This is a genomic window from Psychrobacter sp. bablab_jr014 (genome assembly GCF_016464015.1).
Lineage (GTDB): Bacteria > Pseudomonadota > Gammaproteobacteria > Pseudomonadales > Moraxellaceae > Psychrobacter.
In genome coordinates, this window is sequence record NZ_JACDXT010000019.1 from 221,057 (window position 1) to 245,594 (window position 24,538).

Here is a 24,538-nt window from a genome sequence, read left to right on the forward strand (position 1 = left end):
TAAGTCGCGCTGTAATTAGGTACGGACACAATACGATTGTGTACAGAATTGGCATCATCTTAGCATTATTGTGCCTATCTGACTTGTTGCATCGGTAAACTTTCGCTACAGTGAGTCCTTATAGGTATCGCGCAGTGTATTGGTGCGATGTGGACCTGCGTTTGCGCACCGCTTTTGGATAGATTTGTCATGAATGTGTTTGGATTTTTAGCCAATAATATCGCCATCGATTTGGGTACGGCAAATACCCTGATTTTTATTCCCAATAAAGGCGTGGTACTCGATGAGCCAACCATCGTCGCCTTGCGTCACACCCGTATGGAGCGCCCGACGGTGGCGGCGATTGGTCGCGATGCCAAAGCCATGCTCGGACGCACACCTGCGGATATCTCCGCGATTCGCCCGCTAAAAGATGGCGTAATTGCTGATTTTGAAGTGACCGAAGAGCTGCTCAAGCGATTTTTACAACAAGTCAATGCCAAGCGTTTATTTATGCAGCCCCAAGTGGTGGTCTGTGTGCCGTGCCGCTCGACCTTGTTTGAACGTAAGGGTATTCGTAATGCGCTGCTCTCCGCAGGCGCAAGTAACGTGCTGATGTTAGAAGAGCCAATGGCAGCAGCATTGGGTGCAGGATTGCCAGTACACGAGGCAAGCGGCTCTATGATTGTCGATATTGGTGGCGGCACGACCGAGATTGCCATTATTGCACTCTCAGGCTGCGTGTATTCAGCATCGGTGCGCGTGGGCGGCGATATGCTCGATGAAGCGATTATTACCCACGTACGCCGCACGCACGGCTGTATCATCGGCGAGCCAACGGCAGAGCATATCAAACACACTATTGGCTGTGCGAACACCCCGACAGAGGCGAAGACAAACGAGATAGAAATCCACGGTCGCAGTATCGCGCAAGGTGTACCCATGACGGTACATTTAAGTGCTAAAGAAATCCAAGAAGCGCTGCACGAGCCGTTAAACAGTATCATTAGCGCGGTCAAGTCTGCCCTAGAGCAAACGCCACCTGAGCTATCTGCAGATATTGCCAAATACGGCATTGTGTTGACAGGAGGCGGGGCGCTGCTGCGTGATATGGACGTTCTATTGTCCAAAGCCACAGGCCTACCCGTAATTGTCGCGCCAGACCCCTTAACCTGCGTGGCGCGTGGTGGCGGCAAAGCGCTGGATTTTATTAAAGACAAGCGTTTAAGCTCTATTTTTGTATGATGCGCCAAACGCCGTTGCCCATCAAGCGGGCAGTGCTGCTGTTGATGGCAGCAGGGATTTTGTTATGGATAGATACGGTCAAGCCTGCATGGTTTGCGCCCTCCTATCAGCACATCAACACGCAAGTGCATAACGCATTGCAGCCTGTGCAGCGCTGGGCCCTATTGCCGCACTATGTCTCTGACTGGCTTGGCGATATGACTCAAAGTAAAGCATCCTTGCACCGTGACAATGCCAAACTTCGCGCCCAGCTATTGACAACCGAAGCCAAATTGCAACAGCAAAACCAAATCTTAAGCGACAATACCCAATTAAAGGCGCTGCTTGGCATTCAGCAGCCCGCCATATCGCGCCTGCAAATCACCACCATTATCGGCGCTGACCCCAGCGTACAGCAGCCAATTTTATTACTGGACAAAGGCAGTCAGCAGGGCGTCCGTGTGGGGCAAAGCGTCATAGATGCCCATGGGCTGCTTGGACAAATCGTGCATACCACCGCCAATACGAGCCAGTTGTTATTGTTGACCGCCAGTAATCAATCGGTCGCTGTGCAAGTGGCGCGTACCAATCAGCGCGCCATCGTCACGGGCACAGGGCTGCCCAATGAGCTGGCATTATCGTATATGTTAAAAAGCGCCGATATCCGCGTTGGCGATACATTGATTTCTTCAGGGTTGGGCGGGCGTATTGCCGCAGGCTATCAGGTCGGGCGGGTCAGTCATGTCGAGCGTGATGACAGTGCGCGTTTTTTACAGATTCGTGTGACCCCCGCTGCCATGATGGATACAGGACGCTACGCGTTGATTGTCCAGCCCAATGAGCTAAACATTAATGAGCTAGGCGCTAATGAGCCAAATCTGCCACCGACCGCCAATGTGACTGATGCCGATATCTCCTAATACCCGTGCGCGTCCTTTTATGGCGATGGCATTCAGCTTGCTGACAGGTCTATTGGTGCTGATATATCCACTTAGCATCTATCAAGAGTGGCAGCGCCCGTTATGGCTGATTGCGGTTATGTTGTTTTGGGCATTGTATCAGCCGCGCTATATGGGGCTAGGCGCTGCATTTGCATTGGGGCTCGTAGTCGATATTGTCAGTCAGGGTAGGCTAGGGCAGCACAGCATGTTATTTGTCTTATTGCTGTTTTGGGTCAGTCTTTGCCGTCATTATTGGTATCCATTAGCAGGCTGGCGTGTTTGGCTGGTGGCATTGACGGCTATAGTGCTGGCAAGTGGCGCGTATTATCTGTGGATAGCACCGACGGTACTTAGTGACAGCGTATCTGCACCTACCTTAATACAAGCGATTACCATTAATGTGGCAGTCAATATGGGCGGCTGGCTGGTGATGATGCTATTATTTTCCCGCTATCGGCGAGCGCCCAATGACGATGACTGAGCATCTTTTATGCTGCAAAGCAAATGATGTCAAACCGATACGACACGACAAACGCGCCAACATGCCCTAATCCATTCATTATAAAATACCGCTATCAATAGGACACCTTATGATCATTCTTGCTTCAGGCTCACCGCGCCGCCGTGAACTGCTCGCCAGTGCGGGTGTGCCCTGTCACATTCTGCGCGTCGATATTGATGAGACGCCCAAGGCAAATGAGCTGCCGACCGACTACATCGCACGTATGGTTGCTGCCAAAGCCAATGCCGCTGTACAAGCGCTACAAAGTGACCCAGCGTTATTAATCGCATCACAGCCGCAAAACGATACGCAAATTATCCTAACTGCCGATACCATTGGCGTATTGCCTGACGGGCGCAGCGTACTGATTAAACCTGAAGACCGAACTGATGCCTTTGCTATGTGGCAAAAGATGTCAGGGGTCAAGCACCAAGTGTGGACGGCGGTACAAGCGACCCAAGTTCAGTGTGTCGATGGTAGCATCAGCGTTATAAATACGGTAAACATTTTAGAAAAGACCGATGTGCAGTTTGTCACCCTTAGTGACACCATGATGACAAGTTACTGGCAAAGCGGTGAGCCGCACGATAAAGCAGGCGGCTACGCCATTCAAGGTGGGGCAGCGGCGTGGGTGGAGCGTATTGATGGCAGCTACACCAATGTGGTCGGTTTACCGCTGGCGCAAACCTTAGCCATGCTGCACAAGCTGGGTTATAGCGTTTAAACTTACCCAAAAAAACCTGCAATCGACGGTCTATTTGTTACACTAAGGTCGATACCACCATTAGGCGCATTCTTTAACATGCGCCGTATTATTAGATGATAAAAAAAGAGGCGTTATGTCAGAAGAGCTGCTTATTAATGTCAGTCCCATGGAATCGCGTGTTGCGGTACTCGACAATGGCGTACTCAGCGAAATTTATATCGAACGGCATAACAAGCTTGGACTCGTTGGCAATATTTACTTGGGTACGGTCGTACGCGTATTGCCAGGTATGCAGGCGGCGTTTGTAGATATTGGACAATCACGGACTGCTTTTTTGCATGTCAATGACATGCAGCGTCCTGTCACTCCACCAGCACCGACCAAGGACGTCACAAATACCTCAAAGCTTGGCAGCGATAGTGATATTAACCGTGAAGACACTAATACCGCTTTAAGCGCGCTGCCTGCAGTGACCACATCTGACATGCAGTCGGCACAAAACCTAATACAGCACCGTCTGCATGAGGGTCAACGTATTTTAGTACAGGTCACTAAAGATCAGCTTGGCAGCAAGGGCGCGCGTCTAACTACCAATATTTCCTTGCCGTCACGTTATCTTGTGTATTTACCATCGAGCACTCATATTGGTATCTCGCAGCGTATTGACAGTGAAGAAGAGCGCAGTCGTCTAAAGACCGAGCTTTCGGCCCTTATGCAAACGGTTAATCTGCAAGGTGGCGTGATTGCGCGTACCGCTGCTGAGCGTGTGCCCGTAGACAAACTTGAAGAAGACATTTATTACCTGCTTCAGCTGTGGCGTACCGTCTGCGCCCGCCGTCAAGAGATGAATCACCACCAAAGCTCCGAGCTGATTTATCAAGAGCTTTCTTTGCCCATGCGCTCCATTCGCGATCTTGTCCATGCCGACACAGAAAAGGTTGTCGTCGATAATACTCAGATTTATGAGCAAGTGCGCCATTTTGCCAAAGAGTTTGTGCCCTTTGTTTTTGATCGTATCATCCACTACACTGCCGAACAGCCCTTGTTTGATGTTCACCGCGTGGAAGAAGACCTACGCGATGCCTTAAAGCGCCGCGTGGACTTAAAATCAGGCGGCTATCTTATCATTGACCAAACCGAGGCCATGACGACCATTGATGTCAATACAGGCTCGTTTGTGAGTGGACGATCGCTTGAGGACACCGTCTATAAGACCAATCTAGAGGCAACGCATGCCATCGCGCGACAGCTGCGCCTACGTAATCTTGGCGGCATCATCATTCTTGATTTTATCGATATGATAGAGCAAGAGCACAAAGACGACGTGCTCGCTAACCTACAAACGCAGCTGAGTCAGGATTACGCCAAAACCAACATTACCCAAGTCAGTGAGCTGGGGCTGGTCGAGATGACGCGTAAACGCACACGCGAATCGCTTGAGCAGCAGCTGTGTGAGCCTTGTTCTACCTGCCAAGGTCGCGGGTTTGTCAAAACGGCCGAAACGGTTTGCTTTGAAATATTCCGCGAAATCATGCGCTGCGCGCGTACGTATAACTCCCCTAAGAAATTTACCGTCGTTGCGCATGCTGCGGTTATTGATCTGTTATTGACCTCAGAAGCCGACACCGTTGCCGACCTTGAATATTTGCTTGGGCGCGTCATCACCTTTGAAGTCGAAAACCTCTACACCCAAGAACAATATGATATCGTTCTAGATTAGCCATGGTAATGGTAAAAAACGCAAATGATGCAAGTAGGGGACAAATACGCTATTTGCTCTGCAAAATGACAAAAATAGCGACAAAATCAAGCGTTTTGCTTGCGAATTATTCGTTAAGAGTAGGGATATTGCCCTTGCAATCGTCATATTAAAGTGTATAATACGCACTACTGAATTATAAGCGCACGGCCAAGCAAACAGCTGGCGCTATGACAGCTAGAGCATCGTTTCTAGCACTATTTCATTATGCCTTTGCTGCTTTCCAATACATGGAGGGCTGGCGGGGCTTTAAACTATTTTGCTTTTAGCACGCTGCTGGTTCTACTTAAGAATATAAAGCCGCTTAAAGTAAATCTTTAACCAAACGGCTTTTCGTCAGCAACTTGCAGCGCAAGAATGACAAAAGCACATATTAGGAGCTTGCTGGCATGGCTAACCAGAGAATCCGTATCCGACTAAAATCTTTTGATCATCGATTGATTGACCAGTCGGCACAAGAGATTGTCGATACTGCAAAGCGCACTGGTGCGCAAGTTTGTGGTCCTGTACCGTTGCCGACTCGCATTGAGCGATTCAACGTCCTAACCTCGCCACACGTTAACAAAGACGCACGTGACCAGTACGAAATCCGTACCCACAAGCGTATGGTTGATATTGTTCAGCCTACCGACAAAACTGTGGACGCGCTAATGAAGTTAGATTTAGCGGCGGGTGTTGACGTTCAAATTGCTTTGGGTTAATGCATAACACCCAACCCATTAACAGAAGATATAAAGAGGTTTAAAATGGCGATCGGTTTAGTCGGTAAAAAATGCGGCATGACCCGTATCTTCACTGAAGCAGGTGCGTCTATCCCTGTGACTGTGATCGAGGTCGATGCAAACCGCATTACTCAAGTAAAAACTACTGATACAGATGGCTATCAAGCCATTCAAATCACCACAGGTACTCGTCGTGACAGCCGCGTAACAGCCGCACAAAAAGGCCATTTCGCGAAAGCTGGCGTTCAAGCGGGTCGTGGTGTTTGGGAATTCCGTGCCAATGAAAGCGATCTTGAAGGTCGTGAAGTTGGTGGTGAGATCCTAGCTGACCTATTTGAAGCAGGTCAAATGGTAGATGTCACAGGACAGAGTAAAGGTAAAGGCTTTCAAGGCGGCGTGAAGCGTCACAACTTCAGCACCCAAGATGCCACTCATGGTAACTCAGTGTCACACCGCGTTGTTGGTTCAACCGGTCAAAACCAGACACCAGGCCGTGTATTCAAAGGCAAAAAAATGCCAGGTCAGATGGGTAACAAGCGTGTGACCGTTCAAGGCCTAGAAGTGGTTTCGGTTGATGCCGAAAAAGGGTTATTGGTCATCAAGGGCGCTATCCCAGGTGCCAACGGTGGCGATGTCATCGTACGTCCGTCAATCAAAGCCTAAGCAAGGGGATTAACGTGGATTTAAAAACAGTTACAGGTGCGGCGGTTGAACTTTCTGACACAGCGTTTGGTCGTGAATTCAACGAAGCATTAGTGCATCAGGTTGTAACCGCATATCTTGCTGGTGCTCGCCAAGGTACACGTGCACAAAAGACCCGTGCCGAAGTTTCTGGCGGTGGTATCAAGCCATGGCGTCAAAAAGGTACTGGTCGCGCTCGTGCAGGCTCTATTCGTAGCCCGCTATGGCGTTCAGGTGGTCGTGCATTTGCAGCAAAACCACAAGACTGGTCACAAAAAGTTAACCGCAAAATGTACCGCGGTGCTATGCAGTGCATCCTAGCCGAACTAGTACGTCAAGAGCGTCTAATTTTGGTTGAAGAATTGAGTGTTTCTGCACCTAAGACCAAAGAGTTGGTTGCAAAGTTAAGTGAACTAAATGCACCTCGCGCATTGATCGTCACCAAAGAAGTTGACGAAAACTTATACCTAGCGGCCCGCAACATTCCACACGTCAATGTACTAGGTACAAACGAAGTGGATCCAGTGAGCTTGATCGCTTTTGATAAAGTAATCATGTCAGTTGAAGCTGCGAAACAATTTGAGGAAGCACTAGCATGAATAACGCAAGACTTTATCAGGTCTTAAAAGGGCCTGTATTCTCAGAAAAATCTCAAATGCTTGGTGACTCACTTGGTGTGCAGGTATTCAAAGTTGATACTAACGCGACTAAACGTGAAATCAAAAAAGCAGTTGAGTTAATGTTTGAAGGTGTTGAAGTCACTCGTGTGAACACTTTGAATGTTAAAGGTAAGACAAAGCGTTTTGGCAAAAGCATCGGCCGTCGTAATGACTACAAAAAAGCCTATGTTACCCTAAAAGCTGGTCAAGATGTACAAATGGCTGATGCTGGTGAGGAAGTCGCTTCTTCTACTAGTGAAACAGCGAACAACGAATAAGGATAACAATCATGCCTATCGTAAAAGCAAAGCCAACATCACCAGGCCGTCGTTTTGTTGAAAAAGTGGTGCATCCACACCTTTACAAAGGTCGTCCATATGCAGCACTTGTCGAATCAAAAGGCAAGTCAGGTGGTCGTAATAACAATGGTCGTATCACTACTCGCCACGTTGGCGGTGGTCACAAGCACCATTACCGTGTAATCGACTTCAAACGCACCAAAGACAATATCCCAGCAGTGGTTGAGCGTATTGAATACGATCCTAACCGTACCGCACACATCGCACTACTAAAGTATGCTGATGGTGAGCGTCGTTACATCATTGCGCCAAAGAAATTGGCTACTGGCGACACGGTACATTCAGGTGAAGGTTCTCCAATCCGTCCAGGTAACTGCCTACCGCTAAAAAACATCCCATTGGGTACTGTGATTCACAATATCGAACTTAAAATCGGTAAAGGTGCACAGATGGCTCGTTCAGCGGGTGCAGGTGTACAGTTATTGGGTCGTGATGGCGTTTACGCAATCATTCGTTTGCGTTCAGGCGAAACTCGCCGTGTACACGTAAACTGCCGTGCAGTTATTGGTGAAGTTTCTAACACTGAAAACAACTTGAAATCACTTGGTAAAGCCGGTGCTTCACGTTGGCGCGGTGTTCGTCCTACCGTTCGCGGTGTGGCGATGAACCCTGTTGATCACCCGCATGGTGGTGGTGAAGGCCGTAACAAAGGTCGTCATCCTACTAGCCCTTGGGGTCAGAAGTCTAAAGGACAAAAAACGCGTCATAATAAGCGTACTGACAGTATGATCATCCGTCGCCGTCGTGCCAAGAAATAAAGGAAGAGTTTCATGCCTCGTTCATTGAAAAAAGGTCCATTCATCGATGCGCACTTGTTTGCCAAAGTTGAGAATGCTATTGACACCAACTCACGCAAGCCCATCAAAACTTGGTCTCGCCGCTCGATGATCCTACCACAAATGGTTGGCCTAACGTTGTCTGTTCATAACGGTCGTACACACGTACCTGTTATCGTAAGTGAGCAGATGGTTGGTCATAAACTAGGTGAATTTGCCCCGACGCGTACTTATCGTGGTCACGGCATTGACAAAAAAGCTAAGAGATAAGGTGCTTACCATGGAAGTAACTGCAAAATTGCGCGGTGCCGCCATCTCGGCACAAAAAGTTAGACTCGTTGCTGATGAAGTTCGTGGCAAATCTATTGAGCGTGCTTTGGATATTTTAACGTATAGCAATAAAAAAGGTGCTGTCTTTGTTAAGAAATGCCTTAACTCAGCCATCGCTAATGCCGAAAACAATCACGGCCTAGATATCGATAACCTAAAAGTATCGACCATCTATGTTGATGAAGGCATCACGCTAAAGCGTATCCTACCACGTGCGAAAGGTCGTGCTGATCGTATCAGTAAGCGTACCTGTCACATCACTATTAAGGTAGGAGAATAAGTTATGGGTCAAAAAGTACATCCAATCGGTATCCGTCTTGGGGTTGTCAAAAAGCATAATGCAAACTGGTATGCTGATCCTAAACAGTATTCAGAATACCTAATCAACGACATCCAAGTTCGTGAATACCTACGCAAAAAACTAGATAGCGCTATGGTTAGCGGTATCACTATCGAGCGTCCAACAGGTGCTGCGAAAATTACTATCGCAACTGCCCGTCCAGGTATCGTTATCGGTAAAAAAGGCGAAGACATCGAGAAACTTCAAAAAGAATTGACCAAAATTATGGGCGTACCTGCTCAGGTCAATATCGAAGAAATCACTTCTCCAGATCTAGACGCTCGCCTTGTTGCTGATGGTATCGCAAGTCAGCTAGCTCGCCGTGTTATGTTCCGTCGTGCTATGAAGCGCGCGGTACAGAACAGCATGCGTTCTGGCGCTCAAGGTATCAAAGTTGAGCTATCTGGTCGTCTTGGCGGTGCTGAGATTGCTCGTACCGAATGGTATCGTGAAGGTCGTGTACCTCTTCATACTCTACGTGCTGACATCGACTATGCATCAGTACGTGCAGAAACTACTTACGGCACTATCGGCGTAAAAGTTTGGATTTTCCGTGGAGAAATCCTTGACGGTATGAACAGTGTGTACAATCCCGTCACTGAAGAGAAGCCTCGTGCGCCAAAACGCCGTGGTCGTGGTAACCGCCGAAACTCAGACAGAGGTTAAACTATGTTACAACCAAAACGTACCAAGTTTCGCAAAATGCATAAGGGGCGTAACACAGGGCTAGCTCAACGTGGAAGCACCGTTGCTTTTGGACAAATTGGTCTAAAATCTTTGACTCGTGGCCGCATGACAGCACGTCAAATCGAAGCGGCACGTCGTACCATTACTCGCCGTGTTAAGCGTGGTGGGAAAATTTGGATTCGTGTATTCCCAGACAAGCCAATTACCAACAAACCATTAGAAGTACGTATGGGTAAAGGTAAAGGTCCTGTAGAGTACTGGGTATGCGAAATCAAGCCTGGTAAAATCTTATACGAAATCGAAGGGGTTTCAGAAGAGCTTGCACGAGAAGCGCTTACGCTTGCTGCTGCAAAACTGCCCTTTAAAACTACCATTGTTAAGCGGACGATAATGTAATGAAGATCAGTGAATTACGTGATAAATCATTAGAAGAACTGACTCAGTTACTTGATGAAAAGCAACTTGATGCTTTCCGTATTCGTATGGCTAAAGCAACGGGTCAGTTGGGTAACACCCATGAAGTCAAAAGCAATCGTCGTACGATTGCTCAGATTCAGACTTTGATTAACGAGAAACAACGAGGCGACTCATGAGCGATAACAATCAAGCAACCCAAGATGTTGGCGTATTGACAGGACGAGTTGTCAGCAACAAGATGGACAAGTCCATCACGGTTTTGATTGAGCGTCTGGTTCGCCATCCTATCTATGGCAAGCAGCTTCGTCGTTCTACTAAGATCAAAGCCCACGATGAGAACAACGTCTGCCAACAAGGCGATCTTGTACGCATCAAAGAAACGCGTCCAATCTCAAAAACTAAAGCATGGACTTTAGTTGACGTGGTTGAGAAAGTAGAAAAAATCTAAGTAAATTGCATTAAAAGCCAGAAGCTGTTAAACTACTTGCCTTTTTAAGGATGCTAATTGCGCCGAGCGTATAGCAATCACAAATCAAGCAGGCAACAGCTTTTGATATTCCAAAAGCTGCCTGCTGATTGTGTTTCAGCGGCAGCAGCTGGCTTTTTATTGCTCACACGTGTGGAGTAACGCTATGATTCAGACTGAGTCAATGCTGGAAGTTGCAGATAATAGCGGTGCAAGACGAGTTCAGTGCATTAAAGTACTGGGTGGTTCTCATCGTCGTTATGCATCGGTTGGCGATATCATTAAAGTAACCGTTAAAGAAGCTATTCCTCGTGGCCGTGTTAAAAAAGGCGACGTAATGAATGCAGTAGTTGTACGTACCAAAAAAGGCGTTCGCCGTCCTGATGGTTCTGTACTACGTTTTGATGATAACGCTGCTGTTTTGTTGAACCAAAACAAAGCGCCAATCGCAACTCGTATTTTTGGACCGGTAACTCGTGAACTACGTGGTGATCAATTTATGAAAATTGTATCACTAGCACCAGAAGTATTGTGAGGTAACCCATGGCTAAATTACGAAAAGGCGATACAGTTATCGTGATTGCTGGTAAAGACAAAGGCAAGCAAGGTACTGTGTTGGCTGTAAAAGATGACCGCATCAAAGTAGAAGGCGTTAACGTTGTCACTAAGCACCAAAAGCCAAATCAGGCGACTGGCGCGGAAGGCGGCATTGTTAAACAAGAAGCTTTTTTGCATATTTCAAATGTCGCAATCTACAATGCGCAAACCCAAAAAGCAGACCGTATTGCTTACCAATTTAACGACGAAGGCAAGAAACAGCGCGTTTATCGTTCAAATGGTGAAGTAGTGGCGACTGCGTAAGACACTAAGGGTGTAATGGTAATGGCAAGATTAAAATCTTTATATAACGATGAGCTAAAACAGCAAATCAAACAAGAGCTTGGTTTAGAAAACGTGATGCAAGTGCCTAAAATCACTAAAATCACGCTAAACATGGGTGTTGGCGGCGCAGCTCAAGACAAAAAATTGCTTGAAGGTGCAGTATCAGACATGACCGCTATCGCGGGTCAAAAGCCTGTAATCACCAAAGCACGTAAATCAGTTGCTGGTTTTAAAATTCGTGAAGAATGGCCTATTGGTTGTAAAGTAACGCTACGCGGTGAGCAAATGTACGAATTTTTAGATCGTCTCATTGCCATTGCGATTCCTCGTATTCGTGATTTTCGTGGTTTTTCATCAAAAGCATTTGATGGACGTGGTAACTACTCATTGGGTATCAAAGAGCAAATCGTATTCCCAGAAGTAGACTTTGATAAGATTGATCGTCTCCGTGGTATGGATGTAACGATTACTACGTCAGCTCAGACTGATGATGAAGGTCGTGCGTTGCTTAAAGCATTCGGCTTCCCATTTAAATAAGGTAAAGACGTTATGGCAAAGAAGAGCATGATTAATCGCGAATTAAAGCGCGAAAAAATGGTAGCAAAATATGCTGAAAAGCGTATCAAGCTAAAAGCAATCATCAGTGACGTAAATGCAAGTGATGAAGAGCGTATGGATGCAATGTTAGAGCTACAAGCTCTACCACGTAATGCATCACCAGTACGTCTACGCAATCGTTGTGGCGTTACTGGTCGTCCTCATGGCTACTTCCGCAAGTTTGGCTTATCACGCAATATGTTGCGTGAGCGTGTCATGCAAGGCGATGTGCCTGGTGTTCGTAAAGCAAGCTGGTAAGGAGTACTACATGAGTATGCAAGATACCGTTGCGGATATGCTAACCCGTATTCGTAATGCGCAAATGGCGAACAAAGTATCAGTAGCGATGCCAAGTTCAAAATTACGCAAATCTATTGCTGACCTACTTGTCAGCGAAGGTTACCTAACAAGCGCTGAAGTTACTGAAGAAGGTAATGGTAAAGCGACTCTATCTATCGAGTTGAAATACTTCGAAGGCAAACCTGTTATCGAAAGTATCAAACGCTATAGCCGTCCAGGTCTACGCCAATTCCGTGGCAAAGACAGCATTCCTACCGTAAAACAAGGTATGGGTGTGGCTATCGTTTCTACCAGCCAAGGTATCATGAGCGACCGTGCTGCTCGTGCTGCTGGTATCGGTGGTGAAATCGTTGCATTTGTTGCATAATGCCGATTCGATAAAGTCTATTTGAATCATTGATAGGCAATACTTATTTTAGTGATGCTTATCATATTCAACTATGCTAAACTAGCAGGCTTTTTAGCCTGTTAGTTTTTTCGCAAATATCAGTTGTTAAATTTTTTTAAGGAATACTCCTATGTCTCGTGTGGCTAAAGCCCCAGTAGCGCTGCCTAACGGCGTAAGCGTTACTTTGAACGATCGGCAGGTCGAAGTTAAAGGCAAGAACGGTAATATGTCTTTACGCCTGCATGAATTGGTCGAGCTGAAACAGGAAGAAGATAACATTGTTCTCTCACCTGCAGTAGATACCAAAGAAGCCATGATGCACACTGGCACCATGCGCGCCCTGATCAACAACTACGTTAAAGGCGTTCATGAAGGCTTTGAAAAGCGTCTTCAGCTTATCGGCGTTGGTTATCGTGCCCAAGCTGCTGGCAACAAAATCACGTTGAACGTTGGCTACTCACACCCAGTTGAGTACACATTGCCAGAAGGCGTTTCAGCCGAAACCCCAAGCCAAACTGAAATCGTTTTGAAATCAAACGATAAGCAGAAATTGGGTCAAGCTGCCGCTAACATCCGTGGTTTCCGTCCGCCAGAGCCTTACAAAGGTAAAGGTATCCGCTATAGCGACGAACACGTTGTTCGCAAAGAAGCTAAGAAAAAATAAGGTGAGTTGAAATGTTTGATAAAAAAGCAGCTCGTCTGCGTCGAGCTAAAAAAACCCGCGCACATATCCGTAATTTGGGTGTTCATCGCCTAACGGTTAACCGTACGCCAAAGCACATCTATGCACAGATTATCTCTCCTACTGGTGGTGAAGTGATCGCTCAAGCATCTACTTTAGACAGCAGCTTGCGTTCAGGCGCAACTGGCAACGTAACTTCAGCAACTTCTGTAGGTCAGATGATTGCAGAACGTGCCAAAGCCGCTGGTATCACTAAAGTTGCTTTTGACCGTAGTGGTTTTAAATATCATGGTCGAGTGAAAGCTTTGGCAGAAGCTGCTCGCGAAAATGGATTGGAGTTTTAATCATGGCGAAAAATGAACAGACAGACGGTTTGGTAGAACGCTTGGTTGCCGTTGATCGCGTCGCGAAAGTGGTCAAAGGTGGTCGTATTTTCTCATTCACAGCATTGACTGTGGTTGGTGATGGCAATGGCCGTGTTGGTTTTGGTCGTGGTAAAGCACGCGAAGTACCAGCAGCAATCCAAAAGGCACTAGAAGCGGCTAAGCGCAACATGATTACTGTTGAACTTAATGACGCAACTTTGTTCCACCCAATTAAAGCCCGTCACGGTGCAAGTAAAGTATACATGCAGCCTGCATCAGAAGGTACTGGCGTTATTGCTGGTGGTGCAATGCGTGCCGTGCTTGAAGTTGCTGGTGTTAAAAACGTATTGACTAAGTGCTACGGCTCTACCAATACTGCTAACGTTGTACGTGCAACGTTTAACGGCCTACGTGATATGTCAACTCCAGAAAAGATGGCAGCAAAACGTGGTAAATCTGTAGACGAAATTTTGGGCTAACTTAGAGTAGGTGAGTTACGATGAAAACAATGAAAGTCACTCAAACGAAATCGGGTGCCCATCGCCTTAAGAGCCACAAAGCGTGCTTAAAAGGATTGGGTTTACGCCGTATTGGTCATACTGTAGAAGTTGAAGATACCCCTTCAACTCGTGGTATGGTAAATCGCGTCAACTACATGGTAAAAGTGGAGGAAGCGTAATGGGTCTTCGATTAAATGAATTATCTCCAGGTGTTGGTGCAAAGAAAACTGCACAACGTCGTGGCCGTGGTATCGGTTCAGGTCTTGGTAAGACTGGTGGCCGTGGTGTAAAAGGTCAAAAATCACGTTCAGGCTCTAGCGTTCCAGCGGGTTTTGAAGGTGGTCAAATGCCACTATATCGTCGTCTACCAAAATTTGGTTTTACCAGTAAAATGGCAATGACAACTGCAGAAGTGCGTTTGTCTGAGCTAAACAAGGTAGAAGGTGACGTAGTCAGCGTTGAAACCCTAAAAGCCGCCAACGTTATCCGTGGTGACATGAAGCGTGTACGCATCATCCTATCAGGCGATGTTACCAAGGCTTATACCTTCAAAGGTGTTAAAGTAACCAAAGGCGCTAAACAAGCAATCGAAGCTGCTGGTGGCAGCATCGAGGAGTAGTCACGTGTCTAAGCAATCAATGTCATCAACTGGTATCCCACTGAATCCACTGGCGTTTATTCGTAAGTATGATGAACTGTGGTCGCGCTTATTGTTTTTAATTGGTGCATTGATTGTTTATCGTTTAGGGTCGCATATTCCTGTTCCAGGCATCAACCCTGTAAATCTTGCTGATCTGTTCTCGCGTAACGAAAACACCATTTTGAGCATGTTCAATATGTTCTCAGGTGGTGCGCTTGAACGTATGTCTATTATGGCATTAGGTATTATGCCTTATATTTCAGCGTCGATTATTGTACAGATGATGTCGGCAGTACTTCCTTCTTTAGAGGCACTCAAGAAAGAAGGCGAGGCAGGCAGACGTAAGTTAAATAAATATACCCGTCAAGGTACACTTGCTTTAGCACTGGTGCAATCGGTGGGTATGTGTGCTGGTCTTATTAGCCAAAACTTAACGCTCTCAACAGGACTTACCTTTTACATCCCCGCTGTGACTTCTTTGGTCGCTGGTGCAATGTTCTTAATGTGGCTTGGTGAGCAGATTACTGAGCGTGGTGTGGGTAACGGCATATCAATGCTTATTTTTGCCAGTATTGTGGCAGGAACACCCGGCATCATCTCTCAATCTATTGAGCAGGTCAATCAGGGTCAGATGAACCTGATTGTACTGTTCATTTTCGTAGTATTGGGCGTTGCTGTGACAGCAGGCATTGTTTATATCGAACGGGCACAACGCCGCGTTCCTGTAAACTATGCGCAAAAGCAGCAACAAGGTCGTAAAATTTACGCCCAGCAGCAATCACATCTACCACTTAAGATTAATATGGCAGGTGTTATCCCTGCAATTTTTGCCAGCTCTTTGCTTTTATTTCCCGCAAGTTTGGGTCAATGGGTAGGTCAGTCTACCGATCCGACGTTTATGCAGAAAATATTGCAAAATATAGCTTTGGTATTGTCACCAGGACAGCCGTTGTATTTGGTGCTCTTTGGCGCAATGATTATTTTCTTCTGCTATTTTTATACGGCATTGGTGTTTAGTCCGCGCGAAGTTGCTGAAAACCTTAAACGTAGTGGTGCGTATATTCCAGGTATTCGTCCTGGTCAACAAACCCAGCGTTACCTCGATCATGTATTAAACCGACTGACCTTTATTGGTGCTATTTATATGACGGTCATCTGTTTAATGCCTATGATTATCCAGTCGTCATTTGGTGTGCCATTCCATCTTGGGGGTACGTCTCTATTGATTATGGTCGTTGTGGTGATGGATTTCATTTCGCAAATCCAAGCGCACTTGATGACCCATCAATATCATGATCAGACGTTAATTCAATCGTCCACCCAGCCTTAAAGAGCTAATGAGTGCGATGATATTTCAAGGAGCATGCGATGAAAGTTCAAGCATCAGTTAAGAAAATTTGTGGTAGCTGTAAAGTTGTACGCCGTAAAGGTCGTGTACATATTATTTGCACATCAGAGCCACGCCACAAGCAACGTCAAGGTTAATATCAAAAGGTCAAGACTGGCCAATTGAAATTAATACTTGAAAAATGACGGCGGATAAGTTATTATCCGCCACTTGCCGTAGTTTATACAGAAGCTAAACATTGTTACTGTCTTTGATTTCATGATTAAAGACGTAATGGTGTTTTTCGACTTGTATTAACAGCAATAAATCTGAAAAATAGGCTGTTATTTTACTAAGTAAGCGCTATTTTTCTTTAATGGAGAGAAATCAATGGCTCGTATTGCCGGTGTCAACATTCCGGATAATAAGCACGCTGTTATTTCATTGACTTATATTTTTGGTATTGGTCGTACTACTTCTGCTCAAATCTTGAAAGCAGTAGACATCGCACCAACTACTAAAATCAGTCAATTGGATGATTCACAGTTAGATGCTATCCGTGCAGAAGTTGCAAACTATACGACTGAAGGTGATCTTCGTCGTGAAGTATCAATGAATATCAAGCGTTTGGTTGATTTGGGCTGTTATCGTGGCATCCGTCATCGTCGTAACCTGCCTGTAAACGGTCAACGTACGAAGACGAATGCGCGTACTCGTAAGGGTCCACGCAGAGCAATCAAAAAATAATTAACTTAGGAAGCTAAAAGATGGCTAAAGACACTCGTAGTCGCAAAAAAGTGACTCGTCGTTCAGTATCGGAGGGCGTAGCCCATATCCATGCGTCTTTTAATAACACCATTGTTACGATTACCGATCGTCAAGGTAATGCATTGGCTTGGGCCACCTCTGGTGGGCAAGGCTTCCGTGGTTCACGTAAATCTACACCATTTGCAGCTCAGGTTGCTGCTGAAGTCGCTGGTAAAGCTGCTCAAGAATATGGTGTTAAGAATGTCGACGTTTTGGTCAAAGGACCAGGACCGGGTCGTGAGTCTGCGGTAAGAGCACTAGGTGCATTGGGTTATAAAATCAACAGCATTTCTGATGTAACCCCAATCCCACACAATGGTTGCCGTGCGCCTAAAAAGCGCCGCGTCTAATATTAAAGACGAAGCTTTTTATCCCGAAAGCTTAAGGAGACATAAAAATGGCCCGTTATATTGGACCAAAACTTAAATTATCACGTCGCGAAGGCACTGACCTAGGTCTTAAGTCTGGTGTTAAGCCATATGACGTGAAGACTAAAAAAGCGGCCCGTCCACCAGGTCAGCATGGCGTAAGTCGTAACAAGACTTCAGAATACGCATTGCAGCTACGTGAAAAACAAAAAGTTAAGCGTATCTATGGTGTTTTAGAGCGTCAGTTCGCTAACTACTATAAAGAAGCTGCTCGTAAGCGTGGTGCTACTGGTGAAAACCTACTAGCTATGCTAGAAAGCCGCTTAGATAACGTTGTATACCGTATGGGCTTTGGCTCAACTCGTGCAGAAGCACGTCAGTTGGTTAGCCACCGTTCAGTTATGGTTAAAAAAGCTGGTCGTGATGAGTTTGTTCGTGTGAACATCCCATCAATTCAGCTACAAGACGGTGACGTTATCGCTATCCATGAAAAATCTCGTGAACAACTACGTATCAAAAACGCTGTAGAACTTGCAACGCAACGTGGTATTCCAGAGTGGCTAGATGTTGACCACAGCAAACTACAAGGTACTTTTAAACAAGCACCTGATCGCATTGATCTGCCTGCTGAAATCAACGAAAGCTTGATCGTTGAGCTGTACTCTAAGTAATAACGTTAAGTAACGAACGTTCATTAAACCAGTTAAATAATTCGAGGTGACATCATGATGCTAAATGCAACTGAGTTTCTAACGCCGAACGCCATTAATGTGGACACGGTTAACGAAACGATTGCGAAAGTCACGCTCGAACCGTTAGAACGCGGCTTTGGGCATACCTTAGGGAATGCCTTACGCCGTATTTTACTATCTTCATTACCCGGTGCAGCTGTGATTGAAGCTGAGATTGATGGTGTTGACCATGAATACTCAACCCTTGAAGGCTTGCAAGAAGATGTACTTGATTTGCTGCTTAATTTAAAAGGCTTAGCAATTACACTTCATGACCAAAATGAAGTATTCTTGACCTTGGACAAGCAAGGTCCAGGCACCATCACTGCTGCAGACATCACACTGCCACATAATGTTGATATTGCCAATCCAGATTTGGTACTAGGTACATTGAGTGAACGTGGGCATCTTAAGATGCGTCTGCGCGTGGTTATGGGTCGTGGCTATGAGCCAGCAAACCAGCGCCGTGAAGATGGTGACACAAAAGCAATTGGTCGCTTAAAGCTTGATGCAAGCTTTAGCCCTGTATTGCGTGTTGCCTATCAAGTTGAAAACGCTCGTGTTGAACAGCGTACTGACCTTGACCGTCTTATTGTTGAGCTTGAGACGAACGGCACGATCGATCCAGAAGAGGCAATTCGTAAAGCAGCGACTATTTTACAGCAACAGATTTCTATCTTTGTTGACCTAGAAGCTGAAGAAGCGCCTGAGCCTGTGAAAGAAAAAGAAGAGGTCGATCCAGTGCTGTTACGCCCTGTAGACGATCTTGAACTAACGGTTCGCTCAGCCAACTGTTTAAAAGCTGAAAACATTTACTATATCGGTGATTTGGTTCAACGTTCAGAGACTGAACTGCTTAAAACCCCAAATCTTGGTAAGAAATCATTAACAGAAATCAAAGATGTACTTGCATCTAAAGATCTAGAGCTTGGAATGCGCCTTGACAACTGGCCGCCAGCTGATTTACGTGTTGATGATCGCTTTTCTTATCGTAGCCGTTAAACTTTAAGGATAATTGACCATGCGCCATCGTAAGAGTGGAGTCAAGCTGGGTCGTACCAGCAGTCATCGTAAGGCAATGTTCCAGAACATGACCAACTCACTGTTTGAGCATGAACTGATCAAAACTACATTGCCAAAAGCTAAAGAATTGCGTCGTGTTGCTGAGCCGCTAATCACTTTGGCTAAAGAAGACAGTGTTGCTAACCGTCGTTTGGCTTTCAGCCGTATGCGTAGCAAACCAATGGTAGGCAAATTGTTTAGCACCCTAGGTCCTCGTTATCAGGATCGTCCAGGTGGCTACTTGCGTATCATCAAGTGCGGCTACCGTGACGGTGATAATGCCCCTATGGCTTATGTTGAATTGGTTGATCGCGACTAATCTCAACTGTAGCAATAGAAAAAGCTCCAATTCGTTGGAGCTTTTTTTTATGTCTGCTGTTTTTGTAAAACTGAAGTGTTAGGAACAAATGCAGTAGTTGATTTTAAAGTAACAAGCTTTCTACATCTGCTGCGCCTTGGCGGATAACTTCTGGATTGCCTTGTGTCATATCAACAATGGTGGTTAGCAGCGTGGTCTTAATACCTGCATTGATTAATCCATCAATTTGATTGCCCAGTAGCTCTTCAATATCAAATGGGTCGTCTAATACGCGCTCATCATCGGGCATGAGTAATGAACTGGTTAAGATAGGTTCATCCATAGCAGTAAGTAATGCTTGCGCAATGGGATTGCTGGGCACTCGAATACCGATAGTTTTTTTCTTAGGATGAGCCAATTTTTTGGGGACGTCCTTTGTGGCATTTAAAATAAACGTAATGGGCGCAGGTGTATGCGCTTTTAATTGTTTAAACTGGAGATTATCTACGGTGGCATAAGTGGCAATTTCACTCAAGTCGCGACACAGCAAGGTAAATTGATGTTTATCGTCCAGTTCCCGAATGTGTTTTAACTTATCCAGTGCTGCTTTTGCACCTAAGCGACAACCAAAAGCGTAACTGGTATCGGTTGGGTAGACAATAAGTTTGTCTTCTTTAAGCATTTTCGCTGCCTGCTCGATGAGTCTTGGCTGCGGATTGTCAGGATGAATATATAATGTTTGCATACAACCTCGATATGTTTATAAGTTATTGTTAGCTTGTTTTTTAGTATAGCCCGCGCTTTTACCGCAAAAATAGTGTGTTCAAGTGACAATTAAAGAAAGATTTTAAGTTGTTTAGGGACTTGTTAGCGATTGTGTATCTCGTTTAAATGTTTAAACAGCTAGCGGCTCGGACCAACAAACCGTTAATAACACCCAAAGTAAAGTACGCGCATCTCTAGGTAGATGGTGCGGGGTATCTAAATAATCTTCAACTTGGTTATAGACGTCTTGGGCAAAAGTACTTTTGCTGGTATCGAAGTTGGCGAACAAGTTGTCCTGAGAAACCGAAAATTTTCTGCCACAGGCAAGTGTCAGTAAGCATTCTATAGCTTGCGGTTTAATCTCTACTTGCTCAAAAGCTGCTTGCTGGGTTTGGGTGCGTCCATCGGGGGCATACCAATAACCAAAGTCGGGCAGAGTGCGTCTGTGCGCACCGGCAACACACCAGTGACTTATCTCATGTAATGCACTAGCAAAGAAACCATGGGCAAACGCAATGCGCGCAGGTGTGGTGTTTGTGGCAGGAAAATATTCAGGTTCGCCTGCACTGCGTACCAGATGCGTACGGTAGCGTGAAAACGTGCAATCAAACAGCTCAATCAGCCAATCAACTTGTGCGTCCTCGTGTGCCTTTTGAGACATTGCTGTATCAACCCAATTATCGGTAGACGCCGCTTTCAGTGACTGCCAGCGACTTTTGAATGTAGAAAGCGCGCTTGTTAATGTATCGTCGATAACGACACTCTCACCGAGCGTTTGGCGCAATAACGTACGACGCGAAGATGACAATAGTGAATCAAAAGAAATCTTGGATTGTTGCATAGTCATCCTAAAATAAGCCTGGGTATAACGATGTAATCGGCTACTTTATCGTAAAACGAGTCTAGACAAAGGCGAAAATAGTAACATACTAGCGCTGGCGTCAAATAGGGCTTTCCGTTAGTATGACGAGTAATATTATACATTGTTTTAACTGATGAGACCGTATATGAGCACTACGCTAAAGAGCGAACACGTAACTGATAATAAGCAAAATGACGCCAAGACTTTGCCTGAAAGTATTGTGCTAGATAAGTGGGCGGACAATGGCTTTGACTGGGCTGGTGTCGTTACTCCCAATATCTTTGAGCGCCTTGCTGCCTTGTTAACTTTAGAGCATGAGCAGCCAGCCATTCAACTGCAGGCCAATTTGTATCGCGAAAGCAATGTGTTGCATTTGGGATTTACTCTTGAAGGGATCGTATGGCTCACCTGTCAACGTTGTTTACAACCTGTTGCTGTCGATATTAGTGACGAATACAATATTGCATTATTGGATGACGACAGCCAGACGCGCCTTCTTGATGAAGAACAAGATTATCTATTGCTTGATGAGGTAGTAATACAGCAAGCCTCCGAGCGTCTATTGCCATTTAAATCATTGATTGAAGATGAAATTTTACTCAAAGTACCCATGTCGCCTAAGCACGAAGATTGTGAAATGGCTGTTGAACAAGTGGGTGAGATTGAAGAAGAAGAAGCTGAAAATCCTTTTGCCGCTTTGGCTGCTCTAAAAGGAAAATTGTCTTAAACTTTCAAAGCTTTTAGATTTTGCATTTGCGGCAAAATGGGGCTTTATTAATGTTTTAAAGATGCGTATAATGCTGGGTTTATTGCATTCTGGCAACAAGCTATTTGATATATCACCGATACAGAGCAAATCATCTATGATACTTTGTTCTTATCTTTGGTTTTATGGCAGTAGCAGACCTGATTCATTCAATGATGCAAAAGACTTAGGTTGTTGTGATTCCATAGCCTGTGTCAGTATCGATTAAAGCTGAATTTTAAGCTTACCCTTTTAAGTATAGGAGCTATATCATGGCTGTTCAAAAAAGTCGCAAAAGCCGTTCTCGTCGTGACATGCGTCGTTCACACCACCACATGACTGTGGCTGAGCTAAGCGTTGATGCTACCACTGGTGAAAAGCATCGTCGTCACCACATGACCAAAGACGGTTTTTACCGTGGTCGTCAGTTGTTCAAAGTCAGTCAAGACGCGTAAGTGATTGACTGTACGATAGTGGAAGTACTCTGTTTATGGCAACCCAGATTGCGACAGTGAGACTTTCATATCGGACATTAGACACTGATTAACAAGAGCCAAGTTATTTTGCTATCCTCCATAAGATGGCCAGATAACTTGGCTTTTTGTTATGTGTAATTTTCGCTTGAGATACTGCTTGTCATAAATTATTGACCGCTGATAATGATTGGTGTTGCAAATTTATATCCACTCTTATTAACAGCGCTATGATAATGCAGCTGCTCAGTGTATAGTCTACCTACCGTCATTTACTTTTTATCTCGACGATATTTAGGTCTTATGATTCAATATCGGTTATTATTTAAGGAATATGGGCTATGGCATCTGCACCTGATACAGCATCAACGCAGCCACCACGTATCGCGGTTATCTTTCCAGGACAAGGCTCGCAAGTGGTCGGTATGACCAGTGAACTTGCTGAGCAGTATCCACAAATTCATGACACGTTTGCCGAGGCTAGCGCCGCATTGGGCGAGGACTTATGGGCAATCTGTCAAGACGAAGACAAGCTGAACCAGACACAGTATACACAGCCTGCGTTGTTAACAGCCAGTATTGCTATTTGGCGTATTCTAGAAGATAAACTACCACAAAAGCCTTGCTATATGGCTGGTCACTCACTGGGTGAGTATAGTGCATTATGTGCAGCAGGCGTGATTGAGTTTGCAGATGCGGTGCGCTTAGTACATGCGCGTGGTCAGCTGATGCAAGAAGCAGTCACTGGCATTGATACTGCAATGGCTGCAATTTTAGGTTTAGAAGACCAGCGCGTTCAGACCCTATGCGAGCAAACCACTGAGCACGTTGAAGGTGCGATTGTCGGTGCGGCTAACTTTAACAGCCCAGGACAAGTGGTTATTTCGGGTAATGCTGTTGGGGTCACTGCGGTTGTTGATGAAGTGCAAAATGCAGGCAAAAAAGCCATTATGCTAAAAGTTAGCGTGCCATCACATTGTGCGTTAATGCAGCCTGCAACAGAAGCATTAGCAAAGCTATTGTCTGAAATTAAATTTGAACAAGCGAGCATTCCTGTCATTCAAAACCGTTATGCGCGTGTTGAAACCAATATTCAAGGTATTAAACAAGCCCTAACAGAGCAATTAAGTGAGCCTGTTCTATGGTCACAGACCATGCAAGAGCTCGCAGATAAGCAGGTCAATCTATTGATAGAGTGTGGTAGTGGTATTGTGCTGAGCAATTTAGCAAAGCGTCAAGCCAATCCTATCGTTGGCTATCCTGTTGATAAGCCTGCACGGCTAGAAAAATTAATGGAGATTTTATTGTGAGTAGAACCATCACCCTAGTAACAGGTGCCAGCCGTGGTATCGGTAAAGCAGTGGCCAAGCGTTTCGCGAAAGAAGGCCACTTTGTTATTGGTACAGCGACCACTGAAAAAGGTGCGGAACTTATCAATGATTACTTACATGATTCAGGCGGTATTGGTCGCGTACTAGACGTTAGAGACCCTGCTCAGATTGAAAAGCTGTTTGAAGAGATTGAAAGCGTCTATGGTGCAGTACAAGTACTCGTAAACAATGCAGGTATCACTAAAGACGGTCTGCTGATGCGTATGAAAGATGATGATTGGGACAGTGTGATCAACACCAATCTATCGTCAGTATATCGCATGAGCAAACGCGCCATCCGCGGTATGATGAAAGCGCGCCGTGGTCGTATCATCAACATCAGCTCTGTGGTTGCACAGATGGGCAACGCAGGTCAGGCAAACTATGCTTCGACCAAAGCTGGTGTAGAGGGCTTTAGCCGTACGCTAGCTCGCGAGCTTGGCTCACGTCAGATCACCATCAACTGTGTCGCCCCTGGTCTGATTGAGACCGACATGACCGATGAGATGGATGAGCGCCTACTAAACTCTATGCTAGACGCTGTGCCAGTAGGGCGCTTAGGTCAGCCAGAAGACATCGCTGCTGCCGTGTCATTCTTAGCCAGTGACGAAGCCAGCTACATCACAGGCTGCGTATTGCCAGTAAATGGCGGTATGTACATGTAATACGTCTATTGACGTGTTACGATACGCCGTAGCAATGATTGCTCACAAGGAAACAATAAATCTTTTTGTGAACGAGTGTAAACTGTATTTAATAGTGTTATAATGCCCATCAAATTTGTTCCAAGATACCGCTGTGGCGTTGTTTTGGAACATAAACGTCATG

39 protein-coding genes are annotated in these 24,538 nt (G+C 45.6%); 37 read left to right on the plus strand and 2 right to left on the minus strand.

Annotated features, from left to right (window positions below; translation table 11 throughout):
- Positions 1 to 189 precede the first annotated feature (189 nt).
- The 33 genes from JIE71_RS05655 to rplQ all read left to right on the plus strand — a co-directional run bounded on the left by JIE71_RS05655 (position 190) and on the right by rplQ (position 19,516).
- The gene (locus tag JIE71_RS05655; RefSeq protein ID WP_199507760.1) at positions 190 to 1,224 is read left to right on the plus strand and encodes a rod shape-determining protein; all 1,035 of its coding nucleotides are present in this window, start codon (positions 190 to 192) and stop codon (positions 1,222 to 1,224) included.
- Positions 1,221 to 2,123 carry a rod shape-determining protein MreC gene (gene mreC, locus JIE71_RS05660; protein WP_199507761.1) on the plus strand — a complete coding sequence of 301 codons (903 nt, stop codon included), beginning with the start codon at positions 1,221 to 1,223 and terminating at the stop codon, positions 2,121 to 2,123. Before JIE71_RS05655 ends, mreC begins: the two co-directional genes overlap by 4 nt.
- Positions 2,107 to 2,625 (plus strand): rod shape-determining protein MreD, encoded by a 519-nt coding sequence (gene mreD / locus JIE71_RS05665; RefSeq protein ID WP_199507762.1) that lies wholly within the window; start codon positions 2,107 to 2,109, stop codon positions 2,623 to 2,625. Before mreC ends, mreD begins: the two co-directional genes overlap by 17 nt.
- A 109-nt stretch (positions 2,626 to 2,734) precedes the next feature.
- Complete coding sequence (locus JIE71_RS05670; protein WP_199507763.1) at positions 2,735 to 3,370, plus strand: Maf family protein; 636 nt, start codon at positions 2,735 to 2,737, stop codon at positions 3,368 to 3,370.
- Between the two features lie 115 nt (positions 3,371 to 3,485).
- Positions 3,486 to 5,072 carry an Rne/Rng family ribonuclease gene (locus JIE71_RS05675; RefSeq protein WP_199507764.1) on the plus strand — a complete coding sequence of 529 codons (1,587 nt, stop codon included), beginning with the start codon at positions 3,486 to 3,488 and terminating at the stop codon, positions 5,070 to 5,072.
- A 428-nt stretch (positions 5,073 to 5,500) separates the two neighbouring features.
- On the plus strand, positions 5,501 to 5,812 hold the full coding sequence (rpsJ, locus tag JIE71_RS05680) for a 30S ribosomal protein S10 (RefSeq protein ID WP_010196670.1): 312 nt from the start codon (positions 5,501 to 5,503) through the stop codon (positions 5,810 to 5,812).
- Positions 5,813 to 5,857: 45 nt separating this feature from the next.
- Entirely contained in the window at positions 5,858 to 6,496 is a 639-nt protein-coding gene (gene rplC / locus JIE71_RS05685) for a 50S ribosomal protein L3 (protein ID WP_199507765.1), read from the plus strand.
- Between the two features lie 14 nt (positions 6,497 to 6,510).
- Positions 6,511 to 7,113 carry a 50S ribosomal protein L4 gene (gene rplD / locus JIE71_RS05690; protein ID WP_199507766.1) on the plus strand — a complete coding sequence of 201 codons (603 nt, stop codon included), beginning with the start codon at positions 6,511 to 6,513 and terminating at the stop codon, positions 7,111 to 7,113.
- A complete protein-coding gene (gene rplW, locus JIE71_RS05695) occupies positions 7,110 to 7,451 on the plus strand; it encodes a 50S ribosomal protein L23 (RefSeq protein WP_199507767.1) in 342 nt (113 codons plus the stop codon). Before rplD ends, rplW begins: the two co-directional genes overlap by 4 nt.
- A gap of 11 nt (positions 7,452 to 7,462) precedes the next feature.
- Positions 7,463 to 8,290 (plus strand): 50S ribosomal protein L2, encoded by an 828-nt coding sequence (gene rplB / locus JIE71_RS05700; protein WP_199507768.1) that lies wholly within the window; start codon positions 7,463 to 7,465, stop codon positions 8,288 to 8,290.
- Between the two features lie 12 nt (positions 8,291 to 8,302).
- Complete coding sequence (rpsS, locus tag JIE71_RS05705; RefSeq protein WP_058368265.1) at positions 8,303 to 8,578, plus strand: 30S ribosomal protein S19; 276 nt, start codon at positions 8,303 to 8,305, stop codon at positions 8,576 to 8,578.
- Between the two features lie 10 nt (positions 8,579 to 8,588).
- Positions 8,589 to 8,918: a 50S ribosomal protein L22 gene (gene rplV / locus JIE71_RS05710; protein ID WP_199507769.1), complete on the plus strand. Its 330-nt coding sequence runs from the start codon at positions 8,589 to 8,591 to the stop codon at positions 8,916 to 8,918.
- Between the two features lie 3 nt (positions 8,919 to 8,921).
- Entirely contained in the window at positions 8,922 to 9,644 is a 723-nt protein-coding gene (gene rpsC / locus JIE71_RS05715; RefSeq protein WP_199507770.1) for a 30S ribosomal protein S3, read from the plus strand.
- A gap of 3 nt (positions 9,645 to 9,647) precedes the next feature.
- Entirely contained in the window at positions 9,648 to 10,061 is a 414-nt protein-coding gene (gene rplP, locus JIE71_RS05720; protein ID WP_199507771.1) for a 50S ribosomal protein L16, read from the plus strand.
- Positions 10,061 to 10,258, plus strand: a complete 198-nt coding sequence (rpmC, locus tag JIE71_RS05725; RefSeq protein ID WP_199507772.1) for a 50S ribosomal protein L29 — start codon at positions 10,061 to 10,063, stop codon at positions 10,256 to 10,258. The genes rplP and rpmC overlap by 1 nt, the downstream gene beginning before the upstream one ends.
- Positions 10,255 to 10,530, plus strand: coding sequence for a 30S ribosomal protein S17 (gene rpsQ, locus JIE71_RS05730; protein WP_199507773.1), 276 nt, complete (start codon positions 10,255 to 10,257; stop codon positions 10,528 to 10,530). Before rpmC ends, rpsQ begins: the two co-directional genes overlap by 4 nt.
- 184 nt (positions 10,531 to 10,714) lie before the next feature.
- The gene (gene rplN / locus JIE71_RS05735) at positions 10,715 to 11,083 is read left to right on the plus strand and encodes a 50S ribosomal protein L14 (RefSeq protein WP_131668169.1); all 369 of its coding nucleotides are present in this window, start codon (positions 10,715 to 10,717) and stop codon (positions 11,081 to 11,083) included.
- Between the two features lie 8 nt (positions 11,084 to 11,091).
- Complete coding sequence (gene rplX, locus JIE71_RS05740) at positions 11,092 to 11,409, plus strand: 50S ribosomal protein L24 (RefSeq protein WP_199507774.1); 318 nt, start codon at positions 11,092 to 11,094, stop codon at positions 11,407 to 11,409.
- A 21-nt stretch (positions 11,410 to 11,430) separates the two neighbouring features.
- On the plus strand, positions 11,431 to 11,967 hold the full coding sequence (gene rplE / locus JIE71_RS05745; protein WP_199507775.1) for a 50S ribosomal protein L5: 537 nt from the start codon (positions 11,431 to 11,433) through the stop codon (positions 11,965 to 11,967).
- A 12-nt stretch (positions 11,968 to 11,979) separates the two neighbouring features.
- On the plus strand, positions 11,980 to 12,285 hold the full coding sequence (gene rpsN / locus JIE71_RS05750) for a 30S ribosomal protein S14 (protein ID WP_199507776.1): 306 nt from the start codon (positions 11,980 to 11,982) through the stop codon (positions 12,283 to 12,285).
- A 10-nt stretch (positions 12,286 to 12,295) separates the two neighbouring features.
- Entirely contained in the window at positions 12,296 to 12,694 is a 399-nt protein-coding gene (gene rpsH, locus JIE71_RS05755) for a 30S ribosomal protein S8 (protein ID WP_199507777.1), read from the plus strand.
- Positions 12,695 to 12,845: 151 nt separating this feature from the next.
- Positions 12,846 to 13,379 (plus strand): 50S ribosomal protein L6, encoded by a 534-nt coding sequence (rplF, locus tag JIE71_RS05760; RefSeq protein WP_199507778.1) that lies wholly within the window; start codon positions 12,846 to 12,848, stop codon positions 13,377 to 13,379.
- Between the two features lie 11 nt (positions 13,380 to 13,390).
- Positions 13,391 to 13,741 (plus strand): 50S ribosomal protein L18, encoded by a 351-nt coding sequence (rplR, locus tag JIE71_RS05765; RefSeq protein WP_199507779.1) that lies wholly within the window; start codon positions 13,391 to 13,393, stop codon positions 13,739 to 13,741.
- Positions 13,742 to 13,743: 2 nt separating this feature from the next.
- Positions 13,744 to 14,241, plus strand: a complete 498-nt coding sequence (gene rpsE / locus JIE71_RS05770) for a 30S ribosomal protein S5 (protein WP_199507780.1) — start codon at positions 13,744 to 13,746, stop codon at positions 14,239 to 14,241.
- A 20-nt stretch (positions 14,242 to 14,261) separates the two neighbouring features.
- Positions 14,262 to 14,441: a 50S ribosomal protein L30 gene (gene rpmD, locus JIE71_RS05775; protein WP_199507781.1), complete on the plus strand. Its 180-nt coding sequence runs from the start codon at positions 14,262 to 14,264 to the stop codon at positions 14,439 to 14,441.
- Positions 14,441 to 14,881: a 50S ribosomal protein L15 gene (rplO, locus tag JIE71_RS05780; RefSeq protein ID WP_199507782.1), complete on the plus strand. Its 441-nt coding sequence runs from the start codon at positions 14,441 to 14,443 to the stop codon at positions 14,879 to 14,881. The genes rpmD and rplO overlap by 1 nt, the downstream gene beginning before the upstream one ends.
- A 19-nt stretch (positions 14,882 to 14,900) precedes the next feature.
- Complete coding sequence (secY, locus tag JIE71_RS05785) at positions 14,901 to 16,232, plus strand: preprotein translocase subunit SecY (protein WP_199507841.1); 1,332 nt, start codon at positions 14,901 to 14,903, stop codon at positions 16,230 to 16,232.
- Between the two features lie 38 nt (positions 16,233 to 16,270).
- Positions 16,271 to 16,387, plus strand: a complete 117-nt coding sequence (rpmJ, locus tag JIE71_RS05790; RefSeq protein ID WP_199507783.1) for a 50S ribosomal protein L36 — start codon at positions 16,271 to 16,273, stop codon at positions 16,385 to 16,387.
- Between the two features lie 232 nt (positions 16,388 to 16,619).
- On the plus strand, positions 16,620 to 16,976 hold the full coding sequence (gene rpsM / locus JIE71_RS05795; RefSeq protein WP_199507784.1) for a 30S ribosomal protein S13: 357 nt from the start codon (positions 16,620 to 16,622) through the stop codon (positions 16,974 to 16,976).
- A 20-nt stretch (positions 16,977 to 16,996) separates the two neighbouring features.
- The gene (gene rpsK, locus JIE71_RS05800) at positions 16,997 to 17,386 is read left to right on the plus strand and encodes a 30S ribosomal protein S11 (protein ID WP_025644368.1); all 390 of its coding nucleotides are present in this window, start codon (positions 16,997 to 16,999) and stop codon (positions 17,384 to 17,386) included.
- A 47-nt stretch (positions 17,387 to 17,433) separates the two neighbouring features.
- Positions 17,434 to 18,075: a 30S ribosomal protein S4 gene (rpsD, locus tag JIE71_RS05805; RefSeq protein WP_199507785.1), complete on the plus strand. Its 642-nt coding sequence runs from the start codon at positions 17,434 to 17,436 to the stop codon at positions 18,073 to 18,075.
- Positions 18,076 to 18,129: 54 nt separating this feature from the next.
- Positions 18,130 to 19,137: a DNA-directed RNA polymerase subunit alpha gene (locus JIE71_RS05810; RefSeq protein WP_199507786.1), complete on the plus strand. Its 1,008-nt coding sequence runs from the start codon at positions 18,130 to 18,132 to the stop codon at positions 19,135 to 19,137.
- A gap of 19 nt (positions 19,138 to 19,156) precedes the next feature.
- Positions 19,157 to 19,516 (plus strand): 50S ribosomal protein L17, encoded by a 360-nt coding sequence (gene rplQ, locus JIE71_RS05815; protein WP_199507787.1) that lies wholly within the window; start codon positions 19,157 to 19,159, stop codon positions 19,514 to 19,516.
- 103 nt (positions 19,517 to 19,619) lie between these two features.
- Here the strand turns inward: rplQ and JIE71_RS05820 are convergent, their stop codons facing one another.
- Positions 19,620 to 20,240, minus strand: coding sequence for an L-threonylcarbamoyladenylate synthase (locus JIE71_RS05820; RefSeq protein WP_199507788.1), 621 nt, complete (start codon positions 20,238 to 20,240; stop codon positions 19,620 to 19,622).
- A gap of 150 nt (positions 20,241 to 20,390) precedes the next feature.
- Positions 20,391 to 21,107, minus strand: a complete 717-nt coding sequence (locus tag JIE71_RS05825; RefSeq protein ID WP_416232013.1) for an elongation factor P hydroxylase — start codon at positions 21,105 to 21,107, stop codon at positions 20,391 to 20,393.
- 160 nt (positions 21,108 to 21,267) lie between these two features.
- Here JIE71_RS05825 and JIE71_RS05830 point away from each other — a divergent pair, with 160 nt between their 5' ends.
- The 4 genes from JIE71_RS05830 (at position 21,268) to fabG (ending at position 24,375) form a co-directional block, all read left to right on the plus strand.
- Positions 21,268 to 21,849: a YceD family protein gene (locus tag JIE71_RS05830; protein ID WP_199507790.1), complete on the plus strand. Its 582-nt coding sequence runs from the start codon at positions 21,268 to 21,270 to the stop codon at positions 21,847 to 21,849.
- Positions 21,850 to 22,139: 290 nt separating this feature from the next.
- Complete coding sequence (gene rpmF, locus JIE71_RS05835) at positions 22,140 to 22,322, plus strand: 50S ribosomal protein L32 (RefSeq protein ID WP_199507791.1); 183 nt, start codon at positions 22,140 to 22,142, stop codon at positions 22,320 to 22,322.
- Between the two features lie 359 nt (positions 22,323 to 22,681).
- Positions 22,682 to 23,650 (plus strand): ACP S-malonyltransferase, encoded by a 969-nt coding sequence (gene fabD / locus JIE71_RS05840; protein ID WP_199507792.1) that lies wholly within the window; start codon positions 22,682 to 22,684, stop codon positions 23,648 to 23,650.
- Positions 23,647 to 24,375: a 3-oxoacyl-ACP reductase FabG gene (fabG, locus tag JIE71_RS05845; RefSeq protein ID WP_199507793.1), complete on the plus strand. Its 729-nt coding sequence runs from the start codon at positions 23,647 to 23,649 to the stop codon at positions 24,373 to 24,375. Before fabD ends, fabG begins: the two co-directional genes overlap by 4 nt.
- The last annotated feature ends 163 nt before the right edge of the window (positions 24,376 to 24,538 follow it).

Bases quoted from the DNA above. Each gene is read 5' to 3' on its own strand.
- JIE71_RS05655 (WP_199507760.1), top strand. From the start codon at position 190: ATGAATGTGTTTGGATTTTTAGCCAATAATATCGCCATCGATTTGGGT.
- mreC (WP_199507761.1), top strand. From the start codon at position 1,221: ATGATGCGCCAAACGCCGTTGCCCATCAAGCGGGCAGTGCTGCTGTTG.
- mreD (WP_199507762.1), top strand. From the start codon at position 2,107: ATGCCGATATCTCCTAATACCCGTGCGCGTCCTTTTATGGCGATGGCA.
- JIE71_RS05670 (WP_199507763.1), top strand. From the start codon at position 2,735: ATGATCATTCTTGCTTCAGGCTCACCGCGCCGCCGTGAACTGCTCGCC.
- JIE71_RS05675 (WP_199507764.1), top strand. From the start codon at position 3,486: ATGTCAGAAGAGCTGCTTATTAATGTCAGTCCCATGGAATCGCGTGTT.
- rpsJ (WP_010196670.1), top strand. From the start codon at position 5,501: ATGGCTAACCAGAGAATCCGTATCCGACTAAAATCTTTTGATCATCGA.
- rplC (WP_199507765.1), top strand. From the start codon at position 5,858: ATGGCGATCGGTTTAGTCGGTAAAAAATGCGGCATGACCCGTATCTTC.
- rplW (WP_199507767.1), top strand. From the start codon at position 7,110: ATGAATAACGCAAGACTTTATCAGGTCTTAAAAGGGCCTGTATTCTCA.
- rplB (WP_199507768.1), top strand. From the start codon at position 7,463: ATGCCTATCGTAAAAGCAAAGCCAACATCACCAGGCCGTCGTTTTGTT.
- rpsS (WP_058368265.1), top strand. From the start codon at position 8,303: ATGCCTCGTTCATTGAAAAAAGGTCCATTCATCGATGCGCACTTGTTT.
- rplV (WP_199507769.1), top strand. From the start codon at position 8,589: ATGGAAGTAACTGCAAAATTGCGCGGTGCCGCCATCTCGGCACAAAAA.
- rpsC (WP_199507770.1), top strand. From the start codon at position 8,922: ATGGGTCAAAAAGTACATCCAATCGGTATCCGTCTTGGGGTTGTCAAA.
- rplP (WP_199507771.1), top strand. From the start codon at position 9,648: ATGTTACAACCAAAACGTACCAAGTTTCGCAAAATGCATAAGGGGCGT.
- rpmC (WP_199507772.1), top strand. From the start codon at position 10,061: ATGAAGATCAGTGAATTACGTGATAAATCATTAGAAGAACTGACTCAG.
- rpsQ (WP_199507773.1), top strand. From the start codon at position 10,255: ATGAGCGATAACAATCAAGCAACCCAAGATGTTGGCGTATTGACAGGA.
- rplN (WP_131668169.1), top strand. From the start codon at position 10,715: ATGATTCAGACTGAGTCAATGCTGGAAGTTGCAGATAATAGCGGTGCA.
- rplX (WP_199507774.1), top strand. From the start codon at position 11,092: ATGGCTAAATTACGAAAAGGCGATACAGTTATCGTGATTGCTGGTAAA.
- rplE (WP_199507775.1), top strand. From the start codon at position 11,431: ATGGCAAGATTAAAATCTTTATATAACGATGAGCTAAAACAGCAAATC.
- rpsN (WP_199507776.1), top strand. From the start codon at position 11,980: ATGGCAAAGAAGAGCATGATTAATCGCGAATTAAAGCGCGAAAAAATG.
- rpsH (WP_199507777.1), top strand. From the start codon at position 12,296: ATGAGTATGCAAGATACCGTTGCGGATATGCTAACCCGTATTCGTAAT.
- rplF (WP_199507778.1), top strand. From the start codon at position 12,846: ATGTCTCGTGTGGCTAAAGCCCCAGTAGCGCTGCCTAACGGCGTAAGC.
- rplR (WP_199507779.1), top strand. From the start codon at position 13,391: ATGTTTGATAAAAAAGCAGCTCGTCTGCGTCGAGCTAAAAAAACCCGC.
- rpsE (WP_199507780.1), top strand. From the start codon at position 13,744: ATGGCGAAAAATGAACAGACAGACGGTTTGGTAGAACGCTTGGTTGCC.
- rpmD (WP_199507781.1), top strand. From the start codon at position 14,262: ATGAAAACAATGAAAGTCACTCAAACGAAATCGGGTGCCCATCGCCTT.
- rplO (WP_199507782.1), top strand. From the start codon at position 14,441: ATGGGTCTTCGATTAAATGAATTATCTCCAGGTGTTGGTGCAAAGAAA.
- secY (WP_199507841.1), top strand. From the start codon at position 14,901: ATGTCATCAACTGGTATCCCACTGAATCCACTGGCGTTTATTCGTAAG.
- rpmJ (WP_199507783.1), top strand. From the start codon at position 16,271: ATGAAAGTTCAAGCATCAGTTAAGAAAATTTGTGGTAGCTGTAAAGTT.
- rpsM (WP_199507784.1), top strand. From the start codon at position 16,620: ATGGCTCGTATTGCCGGTGTCAACATTCCGGATAATAAGCACGCTGTT.
- rpsK (WP_025644368.1), top strand. From the start codon at position 16,997: ATGGCTAAAGACACTCGTAGTCGCAAAAAAGTGACTCGTCGTTCAGTA.
- rpsD (WP_199507785.1), top strand. From the start codon at position 17,434: ATGGCCCGTTATATTGGACCAAAACTTAAATTATCACGTCGCGAAGGC.
- JIE71_RS05810 (WP_199507786.1), top strand. From the start codon at position 18,130: ATGATGCTAAATGCAACTGAGTTTCTAACGCCGAACGCCATTAATGTG.
- rplQ (WP_199507787.1), top strand. From the start codon at position 19,157: ATGCGCCATCGTAAGAGTGGAGTCAAGCTGGGTCGTACCAGCAGTCAT.
- JIE71_RS05820 (WP_199507788.1), bottom strand. From the start codon at position 20,240: ATGCAAACATTATATATTCATCCTGACAATCCGCAGCCAAGACTCATC.
- JIE71_RS05825 (WP_416232013.1), bottom strand. From the start codon at position 21,107: ATGACTATGCAACAATCCAAGATTTCTTTTGATTCACTATTGTCATCT.
- JIE71_RS05830 (WP_199507790.1), top strand. From the start codon at position 21,268: ATGAGCACTACGCTAAAGAGCGAACACGTAACTGATAATAAGCAAAAT.
- rpmF (WP_199507791.1), top strand. From the start codon at position 22,140: ATGGCTGTTCAAAAAAGTCGCAAAAGCCGTTCTCGTCGTGACATGCGT.
- fabD (WP_199507792.1), top strand. From the start codon at position 22,682: ATGGCATCTGCACCTGATACAGCATCAACGCAGCCACCACGTATCGCG.